The 11,968-nt window shown below is 54.6% G+C and carries 10 protein-coding genes; all 10 read right to left on the bottom strand.

Going from position 1 to position 11,968, the window contains the following annotated elements:
* Positions 1-16 precede the first annotated feature (16 nt).
* The 10 genes from BN3795_RS14325 to BN3795_RS14280 all read right to left on the bottom strand — a co-directional run bounded on the left by BN3795_RS14325 (position 17) and on the right by BN3795_RS14280 (position 11,797).
* Positions 17-1,018, bottom strand: coding sequence for a phosphotransferase (locus BN3795_RS14325; protein WP_068785295.1), 1,002 nt, complete (start codon positions 1,016-1,018; stop codon positions 17-19).
* Between the two features lie 94 nt (positions 1,019-1,112).
* Positions 1,113-1,598: a cell wall elongation regulator TseB-like domain-containing protein gene (locus tag BN3795_RS14320; RefSeq protein ID WP_068785294.1), complete on the bottom strand. Its 486-nt coding sequence runs from the start codon at positions 1,596-1,598 to the stop codon at positions 1,113-1,115.
* A 27-nt stretch (positions 1,599-1,625) separates the two neighbouring features.
* Positions 1,626-2,924, bottom strand: a complete 1,299-nt coding sequence (locus BN3795_RS14315; RefSeq protein WP_068785293.1) for an amidohydrolase — start codon at positions 2,922-2,924, stop codon at positions 1,626-1,628.
* Positions 2,914-3,564, bottom strand: coding sequence for a redox-sensing transcriptional repressor Rex (locus BN3795_RS14310; protein WP_068785292.1), 651 nt, complete (start codon positions 3,562-3,564; stop codon positions 2,914-2,916). The genes BN3795_RS14315 and BN3795_RS14310 overlap by 11 nt, the downstream gene beginning before the upstream one ends.
* Before the next feature lie 44 nt (positions 3,565-3,608).
* Positions 3,609-6,755, bottom strand: a complete 3,147-nt coding sequence (gene dinG, locus BN3795_RS14305) for an ATP-dependent DNA helicase DinG (protein WP_110945188.1) — start codon at positions 6,753-6,755, stop codon at positions 3,609-3,611.
* 195 nt (positions 6,756-6,950) lie between these two features.
* Complete coding sequence (locus BN3795_RS14300; RefSeq protein WP_408635030.1) at positions 6,951-7,583, bottom strand: tetratricopeptide repeat protein; 633 nt, start codon at positions 7,581-7,583, stop codon at positions 6,951-6,953.
* Positions 7,584-8,335: 752 nt separating this feature from the next.
* Positions 8,336-8,719 (bottom strand): aspartate 1-decarboxylase, encoded by a 384-nt coding sequence (panD, locus tag BN3795_RS14295; RefSeq protein ID WP_059043331.1) that lies wholly within the window; start codon positions 8,717-8,719, stop codon positions 8,336-8,338.
* Positions 8,719-9,639 carry a pantoate--beta-alanine ligase gene (gene panC, locus BN3795_RS14290; protein WP_068785291.1) on the bottom strand — a complete coding sequence of 307 codons (921 nt, stop codon included), beginning with the start codon at positions 9,637-9,639 and terminating at the stop codon, positions 8,719-8,721. The genes panD and panC overlap by 1 nt, the downstream gene beginning before the upstream one ends.
* Positions 9,636-10,514: a 3-methyl-2-oxobutanoate hydroxymethyltransferase gene (gene panB, locus BN3795_RS14285; protein WP_068785290.1), complete on the bottom strand. Its 879-nt coding sequence runs from the start codon at positions 10,512-10,514 to the stop codon at positions 9,636-9,638. The genes panC and panB overlap by 4 nt, the downstream gene beginning before the upstream one ends.
* A 302-nt stretch (positions 10,515-10,816) precedes the next feature.
* The gene (locus BN3795_RS14280; RefSeq protein ID WP_068785289.1) at positions 10,817-11,797 is read right to left on the bottom strand and encodes a biotin--[acetyl-CoA-carboxylase] ligase; all 981 of its coding nucleotides are present in this window, start codon (positions 11,795-11,797) and stop codon (positions 10,817-10,819) included.
* Between the last annotated feature and the right edge of the window lie 171 nt (positions 11,798-11,968).

Genomic DNA, 11,968 nt, shown 5'->3' with positions numbered 1-11,968 from the left:
GTTCTACCCCGAAATGCTACAAATTCTCAAGCATTGCCGGCAAGTCATTGAGATGTTCAGCCAGCCAGTTCATCTCCTTGGCGAATCTTACCGGAGGCGGGCTATGAAGCTCCATATGATCATGGATCCACCAGACGCTTTCCATGTACCACAACCATTGCAGGGAATGCGTTAATATTCGATCTTCGGTGGCGGTTGGCTGTTCTTGTCGATATCCCTCCATAAATGCCGCAGCCAAAGACAAATCCAACGAATCGCGAAATGCGCAAGACATGACAGCACGGGCAATATCCAGTCGGGGAAAATCATAATTAAGCCGATCGAAATCCAGAACTGCGGCTACGGCATTCTTGTCAAACAGCAAGTTATCCATCCAAAGATCCCGATGTGCCCAGCCGGGTTCCATCGATTCAATACATTCCAGCTCGACGTTCTCCGTTGCCATCCGCTGCCTTTCGATGAGGTCGAGCCATTGATCGTCCCCGCTTTGCCGAGCTTGTTCCTGAAGATCCAACCAATGCCTTAAGCGTTCCTCACGTGCCGGTGGGCAAAACAAGGTGGAGCTCTTCCGACCTAACGTTCCATCATTAAGCATCCGATGCATTTGCCCTGTAATCCGGCCTAAATCATAGATTTGGTGGATGTTGGTATGTCCCGGCGGAACAAGCTGCCCCTGACAATAATCCATCACAACGAATCTCTCGCCGTTCGCCGACTCCAGCATCAGCTCTCCATTCGACGTAAGGAGCTTAGGGCAAGGAAACCCCTGCTCGCTTAATCGCAGTTGCTGCGATAAAGCCAGTTGCAAAGTCTCCGGTTTATAGGACTTGAAACGCTCCTGATTGTATTGCTTGAGGACAAAGTCTCCGAGATCCGTGTCAATTTTCCATTTGTAATTCAACCAACCTCTTCTGATCGGTATAGCCTGCCGGATTGGACTGGAGAAGTGATGGGCAAACGCCTGCTTCAAGTCATCCAATACCCTTTCCTCTTGCCCTGCTTGATCAAACTGCTCCAAGCCGCTCCCTCCTTAAAAATAAAACGGTTTCGCCATTCAGGCCTTCTGCCTAAACACCGAAACCGTTTATTTGTGCATCCGTTCTAACTTTTCGTCAGCGATTCGGCAGGGTAAACACTTCCGGCAAAGACTCTCCGGTTGTAAAGCTGAAGAACCGGTAATAATGATGGTCCTTCTGTTTGTAGAACAGTTGCCAAACCAGCTGGTTATTATAAATTCCCGGGAGCAGCCGAACAACCCGGATGTCCGGCAAGGTTTGCTTGATGATCGCACGGATTTGACTTTCGGACTTCCCGTCGGACAACAAGCGCACCTCAGGATCTTGTCCATCCTGGAGCCAAACTATCATTTCACGGCCGGATTCGTCCTCCCCTTGCACGACCCAGGTGACTTCATCCCATACCGACTTCCATACCTTATCGCCCCGGACCAGGTCCGTCTCCTGCTTTGCCTGCTGAATGGCCGCTCTTTCGGCTCTCCATGTATCTTCATGAATGTATAGATAAAATCGATGGAGACCCAGGAGCACAATCAACAGGATCACGATAGACAGCAGGATCCATTGGGTTCGCTTCCTCAACCTTCTCTTCCTTCCTGTAAGCGCGTATTACCGTGCCAGCAATCCTTCGAAAGCCGCTTGGGCGTCATGCCGAATGCGCTCTTCATCCAGCGTCAGGCAGATTCCGTGTTTGACAACCTGCTTCCCGTTCACCCATACGTGCTCCACATCCTTCGGTCCCGCGGAATACACGGTGTGCGAGATGAAATCCGTTCTCGGCAGGAAATGAGCCTGCTCCGTATTCAGAGCGATGAAATCCGCCTTCATACCGGCGGCAAGCTTCCCCGTATTGGGTAAAAAGACCGACTTCGCGCCATACTCCGTCCCCATCTTGAGCGCTTCCAGTGCAGGCACGGCCGTGGGATCGCCGGATACGCCTTTGTGAATCAACGCAGCCAATCGGATCTCTTCCAGCATGTCGAGATTGTTGTTGCTGGCGGCACCATCCGTCCCAAGCGAGACAACTACGCCTTTCTTCAGGAGCTCCGGTACGCGGGCTACGCCGCTGGCCAGCTTCAGATTGCTGCCAGGGTTATGCGAGATCGTCACGCCATACTCCGCCAACACGTCGATTTCCTCGTCCGTCAAATGGACGGCATGGGCCAGCAGCGTCGGCCGGGAGAATACCCCCAGCTTCCGCAGATGCTCTACCGGACGAACGCCGTAATCATTCACGTTCTGCTCCACTTCGGCGCGCGTCTCCGACATATGCGTATGCATCGGCAAATCGAGATCATGTGCGGCTTGCACGAATTTCTCGATAAAGGCCGGCGGACAGGTGTACGGGGCGTGCGGCGACATCATCGTCGTAATTCGGCCTTCCGCCTTGCCGTGCCAATTCCGGGCAAACGCGATCGCTTCCTTCAGCTTCTGATCCTGCTCTTCCGGCGAGCACAGTCCGATCGCCCCGCGCATCAGCACCGCGCGAATGCCGGACTCCTCGACGACCTTGGCTACTTCATCCATGTGATCGTACATATCCAGGAACGTCGTTGTCCCGCCCTTGAGCATTTCCAGTACAGACAACGCGGTTCCGGCGTAGACATCAGCCGCTGTAAACTTGGCTTCCATCGGCCACATTTTCTCCTGCAGCCACGTTTGCAACACCATATCATCCCCATAGCCGCGCAGCAGCGACATTGCCGCATGCCCATGGGTATTGATCAGCCCCGGGAGAAATAACAAACCCTTGCCGTCAAACGTCTCGGCACCTTCGACCCCTTCAGGCCGCTCTTCGCCTATATAGGTGATCGAGTCGCCTTCAACGAGCATATATCCCTGAATCACGGGACGTTCCTTCTCCAGGACGGCAAACGTTCCGTTCTTGATCAACCATTTACGACTCATACGAGGCTTGTTCCTTTCCGTTCTCTAGATAATAAGCCAAGCTCAGCAGATCTGTAGTGAAATCGGCGGCGTGAATCCGCACTTCCGGCGGAACCTTCAGAATCGTCGGCGCAAAGTTCAGGATGGCTCCGATCCCGGCGGCCACCAGCTCGTCTGCTACACGCTGGGCTTCGGTGTCCGGCACCGTAATAATCCCGATGCGGATATTCTTCGCCCGAACCGTATCCACCAGCTCTTCGATCGGCTGAATCGTAATGTTGTTGATCTGAGTGCCGATCTTCGCGGGCGATGCGTCGAACACGGCAACGATTTTCATATTATCCTTCAAGTAAGCATTATAATTGGAAAGAGCTTGACCCAAGTTACCGGCACCGACCAACGCGACGTTAATCTGCTGATCGAGATTGAGAATTTGCTGGATTTTCTCGATCAAATAAGCGACGTCATACCCGATTCCCTTCCGGCCAAAATCACCGAAATACGCCAAATCCTTGCGAATCTGCGCAGGATTCAGGTCCAGCTTCTGGCCCAGCTCCTGAGAGGACACCGTCGGGACCTCCCGGCGGCTGAGTTCGTTCAAGAAGCGCAGGTATACCGGTAGTCTGCGGACGACCGCGTCTGAAATTTTTTCTGATTTCATCCTTCGTTCCCCCTAATCATTCAAGTGCGATCCATGAAGCGAATTTACGCTTCCGGATTCAACCATTCCGAGATGCGCGGTACCATTTGATTCATTGGCATATGCTCCATCTTCGGTCCGGGCAAAGAATATAAGAAATACTTCCCGTAGTAGGATTCCAGAATACGGGTATCATAGACGATCACAATGCCGCGGTCTTGCGACGAGCGAACGAGCCGTCCGAAGCCCTGCTTGAAGCGGATCACCGCCTGCGGGACGGACAACTTCATGAACGGATTCTTCTTCTCCCGCTGCAGTCGTTCACTCTTGGCTTCCACCAGCGGGTGGTTGGGCGGTTGAAACGGCAGGCGAACGATCGCCAAGCTCGTCAGCGCCTCGCCCGGGATATCAACCCCTTCCCAGAAGNGTCCGGGCAAAGAATATAAGAAATACTTCCCGTAGTAGGATTCCAGAATACGGGTATCATAGACGATCACAATGCCGCGGTCTTGCGACGAGCGAACGAGCCGTCCGAAGCCCTGCTTGAAGCGGATCACCGCCTGCGGGACGGACAACTTCATGAACGGATTCTTCTTCTCCCGCTGCAGTCGTTCACTCTTGGCTTCCACCAGCGGGTGGTTGGGCGGTTGAAACGGCAGGCGAACGATCGCCAAGCTCGTCAGCGCCTCGCCCGGGATATCAACCCCTTCCCAGAAGCTGCGTGTTCCAAGCAGTACGGACGCGTTCTGGCCTTGGAACCGGCGGGTCAGCTTGGTGCGGCTGCCGCTGTCCATCCCTTGTCCGATCACAGTGATTCCCTGCGCCGAGAGTTGCTCCTTCAGCGGGTCATACACCTGTCTCAGCATCCGGTAGGAGGTGAACAGCACCAGCATGCGGCCTTGCGTGGCCACCGCGGCATCCGCCAGCGACTGTACCAGCGTATGGATGAAGTGGTCATCCCCCACGCTGCCTTTCACGCTTGGAAAATCTCGCGGAATGACCAGCAGCGCCTGATCCCGATAATTAAACGGGGAGGGCAGCATCGCGGTGATCAGTTGGTCCTCTTCCGCCGCCTCCGTCAGGCCCAATTGCTCGATCATATACTGAAACGACTTATCGACCGATAAAGTCGCGGACGTCATGACGACGCTCTTCTTCCGGTCGAAGAAAAATTCCTTCAACTGGGCGCTGACGTCAATCGGCACCGCGTACATCTGCAGCGATCGGCTGCGGTAGTTCCCGTTCGCCTCCATCCAATAGACGGTGTCCTCGCTCTCCAGCTTCATGAAGAAGCGCAGCGCTTCCCGTTCGCTCGCCAGATCCTTGAACAAGCCGCTGATATCGGTTAAGAGACTCTCCGCCGCATAGTCGTCCTGCTCCTCCCGGATTTCGGAGAGGAGGCGATCCCCTTTTCGAAGCACGTCGCCCAGTCCCACATAAATCTGGTTCTCGAGCGCACTAAGCGTGTCCCAATCCTTCGGCTTTCGCGCCGGCAGCAGCCGGTACACGAATTGCCCGGGATCGCCCGGGGCTGCGTCACTGCGGTCCGGCATCAAGCTGAACAGCAGCTCGCTGAGTTTGTCCCAGCTTTCCTTCACATCCACCAGCGTCGGGTAGATCCCATCGATCACTGCGCACCATTCCGATGCTTTCTCCGCGGCGGACGCCTCCAGCGAGCCTCGGAGGTTGGCCAGTTGCCCGGTCTTGCTGTCTTTGAACAACCGGGTCAACGTATGGACAACCGTAAAGTACTTCATATGAATTCCAAGATGCTTGCCGGCCACATCTTCCAGATGATGCGCTTCATCAATAACCAGCCGCTCATATCCGGGCAACAGCTGATGACCGGCCTGAATGTCCGTAAACAGCTTCGAGTGGTTCGTGATGACCACATCCGCCACGGCGGCCTCATGTTTCGCCCGATGATAGAAGCATTTGCGGAACCAGGGGCAGGATCGGCCCAGACAGGAATCCGATTCACTGGCCACCGTCTCCCAGAAATCACCGCCACGATTGCCGAGATTCAGCTCCTCGTCATCGCCGCTTTCCGTTTGCGTCAGCCACACGACCATTTGCGCGGCCGTCATCACCTCTTCTTTAGGTGTCGCGAAGTCTTTCCTATTCATTTTATGTTCAAATTTGCGCAAGCACAAATAATGCTGCCTTCCTTTAAATACGGCAGCGCGGAAAGGAAAAGGCACGACCTCCGTCAACAGCGGCACATCGCGCTCCCGGAGCTGCTCCTGCAGGTTGATGGTATGCGTACTGACCATCACCTTCTCTTCATTCTTGACGCTGTGGTAGATGGCGGGCAGCAGGTAGCCCAGCGATTTCCCGGTTCCTGTCCCGGCTTCGACAAGCAAATGCTTGTCTTCCTCGAAAGCCCGCATCACCTCATTTAGCATCATGTTCTGGGCTTCCCGCTCCTCATACTGCGGCAATCGCTCCCGCAGCCGTTCCCGGACCTGTTCCATGAACTGCTCAAAGGTCACGTTGGTCAGCGGATTTCGTTCCGCACTGTCCCGAGGCGCCTCGATGTCCATCCAATCCTCGGCCTGCAAGGCGAATTGGCGGAAGTACACGAAGCCGTCCTCGCTTGGCATCGCCTCGCGTTCCTTCTCCTGTACCATCGCATCAAAGAACCACCCCAGATCGCTGTCCTCTCCGGCAAACAGGTCGGCCAGACGCTGTAAGGTCAAAAGTGGCAGCTGCGCACATTCCTCCAAGCATTTCAGGAAGATGAGCGCTGTCGCCAGCGCATCGCTGTCGGCTTGATGCGGACGATCATGCTCCACCTCGAACTCCGCCGCAACCATGCCAAGCTGATAGGAAGTGAGCGAAGGGAACAGGATTTTCAGGAAATCCATCGTATCCAGAATGCGGCCGGTGAACGGCAAATAACCTGTTTGGTCCAACGCACTCTGCAGGTAATTAAAATCAAACGCAACGTTGTGCCCGACCAGGACGACATCGTTCAAGAGCGGTACCATCTCCATCATCACTTCGTCCAGCTCCGGCGCATCCTTGACGTCTTCCTCCGTAATCCCCGTCAACCCCGTAATAAACGGGGGGATGGGAACGTTCGGTTTGACGAAGGAACGGTACACCTGCGAAATTGATTTATCCGGTTCTATAATGGCAAGTCCCACTTGAATAATTTCATCAGAGGACTGGTTACCCGTCGTTTCAAAATCAAGCACTGCATATTTCATTGCGATTCGATGTCCCTTCATTCCAGTCTCCTTACAGCATAACAGAAGATAGCCAATTTGAAAATTAATACAAACGTATCTGTAATAAAAATCACAAAAGAAAACAAGCGATGCGCCGCATAGAGCGGGAATACGCATCGCTTCGTGATTCAAGCCTTCAAAATAAGTGCGGGATGGATCGATTGGATCAGAATCCTACAATAATGAAGTCAACTCGGGACCGTAATGCAGTTTTCCCGTACTGTGCGTACAAGCCTCCAAATTAGCCAACGGCTCGGGCAAGGACGGATCGCTGTGATGGGCTAATTTGAAGTACTCTTTGGCTTTGGGGTAGACGCCTTTTTGCGCCTCGATACAACCTAATGCGTTATAAATGACGGAACGCAGCCGCTTGTTCCCCGCCTTCTCCAGCACCAGCCAGAAATGCTTGGCGGCTTTGTCGGATTGCTCCAGATGCAGGTGGCACATCCCCAAATAGGTCCGGGCAAGCACGCTGTCCGGAAACTGCTGTATCACCCGCTCAAATTGGGCTACAGCCTGGGCGAACATCAGCAGCTTGTAATACCCTTGCCCTTTAACAAAGGTGGGGTCCTCCAGCTCAGGAAGATCGGGCAACTCCCTGGATTCCAGGCTCCCGAACGCATGGCGCAAACCGCCCATCTTTTCTTCAAAACACAGCCATTCTTCAATAATGCCATCGCTCATGTGTTGAAGCAAACTCCATTTCTTCGCCAACTCCTGCTTTTGGGCGTTGCCGGCCAAGGGGTATTTCCGTGTGATTTCGTCCAACATCTCATTCATTTCCGCAAACACATGCTGAAACATCATTCGCATCCCCCCTAACGAAAATGAAATCAGTCCGAGCCTTACGTTCATTTTTTGTTCCGGGAGCCGATTTCATTCCCGCAGGGAGGAATTACACTTTTTCATCGCTGATTTCCGCGTGGGAGCTGGGCGGCGAACCCCTCCGTCCTTCCTTTGGTTGCCGCCGCGGTTGCGGGGGATGTGTGCGATAAATCGAATACATTTGGGCGAGTTCGGCGACTTTGGCGGAATGTGTTCGAAATTTCATACAGATTACGGAGGCGGATGGGCAACAGGCGCGATTATGTATGAAAAACCGAATAGATTACCACACTTTCGGTCTTTCGCGACACTTTGTATCTGAAAAACCGAACACATTTGGGCGAGTTCGGTGACTTTGGCCGAATGTGTTCGAAATTTCATACATATTAGGGGGAAACGGGCAACGGGGGCGGCATTATGTATGAAAAACCGAATAGATTACGGTACTTGGGGTCCTTCGCGACACAATGTATCTGAAAAACCGAATACATTGCGGGCGGGTTCAGCGATTTTGGCAAAATGTGTTCGATATTTCATACATATTACGGAGGCGGATGGGCAACAAGCGCAATTATGTATGAAAAACCGAATCCAATTCAGCGGTGTGATGCATAGAGCAGCGTGTCTAACTAGTTACGTGAAAACACGGAAGGCCCGGCTGAATCCAAGATTCGACGCCAAGGCCCCCACCTCCATTAGAGCTCAACTTCGTGATTTTAAACCCCACTGCCGCTTTAGCGGATCATGGCGTGGAGTTCCTGATGTGCCTTCTCCACCGGCTTATTGTTCTCGTCGACGAACACGACGGTTGGCTTATGGCTGCGTACCTCCTCGGCAGACAACTGCGCATAGGAGATGATAATGACACTGTCGCCCGGCTGCACCAGCCGAGCCGCCGCGCCGTTCAGACAAATCACTCCGCTGCCGCGAGGGCCCGGAATAACGTACGTTTCCAGGCGAGCGCCGTTATTATTGTTAACAATTTGCACCTTCTCGTTCTCCAGCAAATCGGAAGCTTCCATCAAATCCTCATCGATCGTGATGCTGCCGACATAGTTCAAATTTGCTTCCGTTACTGTCGCACGGTGGATTTTCGATTTCATCATCGTTCTATACATCAGTTCTTCACCTTCTTCGTCAAAATAACGTTATCGATCAAACGAGTGGTGCCAAATTTCACGGCAACAGCGATGAGCACATCGTCTCGGCGCCCGGCAACATCGATTCGTTCCCCTTCCGCCAGCGGGGTCAATCCCGGAAAATCAGCGATTTCTACGTAATCGATCACGGCAAGCGGTTCAGCCCCAATCGAATCGCGTAGTTCGGATAACAGCTCACCTGCTGTCACCTTCGACCCTGTGCCTGCTCCTGCGTCCGCATCCGCCTTCGCCTGCGCCGCCAGCAAGCTGCGGGACAACACCAACGCTGCGCGCCGTTCTTCCTCGCTGAGATATACATTGCGGGAGCTAAGCGCAAGGCCATCGGCCTCACGCACGATGGGACAAGGAATAATTTCAACATCAAAATTCAAGTCCAGCACCATCTGCGCAATGACCGCCACTTGCTGAGCATCCTTCTGCCCGAAATATGCCCGATCCGGCTGCACGATATGCAGCAGCTTGCCAACCACCGTCGTCACGCCGTCAAAGTGGCCCGGGCGCGACGCCCCGCACAAGACGTCCGTCAAACCGGCGACCTTGATGTGGGTTCGGGTCGCCTGCGGATACATCTCCTCTACGCTGGGCATGAAGACATAATCTACCCCCTCCCGCTCAGCCAAGGCAAGATCCTGCTCGGGATTGCGGGGATACCGCGCAAAGTCCTCGTTTGGCCCAAACTGGATCGGGTTAACGAAAATGCTTAGCACCACCAGATCGTTCTCCGCTCGCGCTTTGCGCAGCAGGCTGGCATGGCCTTCGTGCAAATATCCCATCGTTGGCACGAGCGCGATGCTGATCTGTTGGCCGTCCTTGGCCGCCGTGAACCGCGCTTCCTTCAGTTGTTCACGAAGAGGACGTATATTCGTAAAGGTCATCATGACCGAATTTCCACCTTTCCTTTGCCGTACAGCGTACCCAAGGATTCCTGCACGCCCTGATCCGCACGGAACACATGCTCTTCTGCCGGAAACGAGCGGTTCTTGACATCGGCAACATACTCCGAGATCCCGCGGCGAATCTGAGCCCCAAGATCGGCGTATGTCTTAACGAACCGTTTGTCCCGGTAATCCGCGGTATATTTCAATACATCATGATACACCAGCACCTGGCCGTCGCAGCCGCGACCAGCCCCAATGCCGATGGTTGGGATGGACAGCTCCCGGGATATCGCCGTCGCCACCTCTTCGGTGACCAGCTCCAGCACAAGGCCAAACGCCCCGGCACGTTCCAATGCTTTGGCATCGTCCATCAGCCGTTTGGCATCGGCCGCATCTTTGCCCTGCACCCGGTAACCGCCGATCTGATTCACAGACTGAGGGGTCAGTCCGATATGCCCCAATACCGGGACACCCGCTTGGACGATCGCCTGAACCGTTCCGGCAATCTCAGCGCCGCCCTCCATCTTCACGGCATGGGCATGGCCTTCCTGCATGATACGGCGGACATTCCGCAGCGTTTCGTCGATGCTTCCGTGATACGTCATAAACGGCATATCCGTCACGATAAACGTATGCTGCGCTCCGCGTGCTACCGAACGGGAGTGATACACCATATCGTCCAGCGTCACGGGGATTGTCGAGTCATACCCAATGACTACGTTGCCCAGCGAGTCGCCGACCAGCAGCAGATCCGCGCCAGCTTCCTCGGCCAACTGGGCCGACGGATAATCATATGCGGTGATCATAGCCAGCGGAATGCCGTCTTGCTTCATCTTTTTCATTTTCACAACATTTAAAGCCTGTTTACCTGCCATTCGATCCATCTCCTTCGGTTTAGGGAGGTGCGAGTCCAGGAAAAACGCGCACAACAAAAAAACCTTTTAGTTTGGCACTAAAAAGGTCCGAAGTCCAAAGAAGAGTCCATTTCCTCGTTCTTCTGTCTCGGTCCTTCTTACGGCTCAGAGCAGAATCCAACGCAACTTGATTCGCGGGTGTTCAAATCGTCTGCCGACGGTTTGAACCTTCCTTTCCAACCTCCGACGAGCGCCCGGAGTGCAGTTCGGATCTTTGCCGATACCGCCTCCTGTGCTCAGTATAACAAAATCCGTTACATTTTTCATCCGCCAAGTTGTACTTCCCCAGAGAAAATCGTGAAATGTTTGCCATCCTGATCCAGAAGCAATAAAGCGCCGCTGGGATCCAGTCCGGTGGCCGTCCCCAGGAGCACCCCGCTCGGGGTATGGACGGTGATTTCCCGGCCTAACGTGACCGATAACGCCTCCCACAAATGAGCGATCGGAGCAAATCCTTCCTGCAAGTACAACTCGTATAGCTGCTCCATTTCCTTCAAAACGGCGCCGATGAGCACGACACGATCGATTCGGCGGCCGCTCTCCAGCGAAAGAGAGGTAGCGACTGGCTTGAGCTCCTGCGGGATCTCATCGGCCTCCAGATTAACATCGATCCCGATGCCTGCTACGGCAAACCGAATCAGTTCATCCTCGGCAGCCGACTCGACGATGATGCCGCACAGCTTCCGGCCGCTCACCAAAATGTCGTTAGGCCACTTGATTCCGGCATCCACGCCGCCAACCTTACGGATGGCCCGGCACACCGCCACAGCCGCAAGCAACGTCAACTGGGGGGCGATTGACAAAGGCTGCCGCTCCGGACGAAGCAGGAGGCTCATCCAAATCCCTTTGCCGGGTGGGGAATACCAGCGCCGGCCTTGGCGTCCCCGTCCTGCCGTCTGCTCTTCGGCCAGCACCAGCGTGCCATGGGGCGCTCCTTCTTCCGCGAGCTTCCGGACTTCCTCCTGCGTGGAAGAAGTGGATTCCAGCAGCTTTAATTTGCGTCCAAACATCCGGTTCTCCTGCAGCGCATGCAGCAGACCCACCTGGCTCAGCTTGTCCGGCTGACGGGTCAAACGATACCCCCGCCGGGGAGCCGACTCGAACTCGTAGCCTTCTTCACGGAGCTTGGCGATTTGCTTCCACACCGCCGTGCGGCTGATCGACAGCCGGCGGCTGAGCTCTTCACCGGATATATATTGCCCCGGATGCTCCAGGAGCATGTCAATCAATCGATTGGTTTCCATCTGCTACTCTCCGCCCTTTTTCACATATTCCAAAAGGGAGCGGCGGTCGTTGGACAACTCGCCCGCGGCAACCTGAAGCAGCAGCTCCCTCATCAGCTCTCCCAGCCAGGGGCCGCCTTTGCGGCCGATGGCTTGCAGCACTTCGCCGNCGTCCGCCTCCGCCGCTGTCCC

This window comes from Paenibacillus phocaeensis, assembly GCF_900021165.1.
GTDB lineage: Bacteria > Bacillota > Bacilli > Paenibacillales > Paenibacillaceae > Fontibacillus > Fontibacillus phocaensis.
Note: the sequence above shows the minus strand (reverse complement) of the source record. Positions and strands in the feature narration are given on the sequence as shown.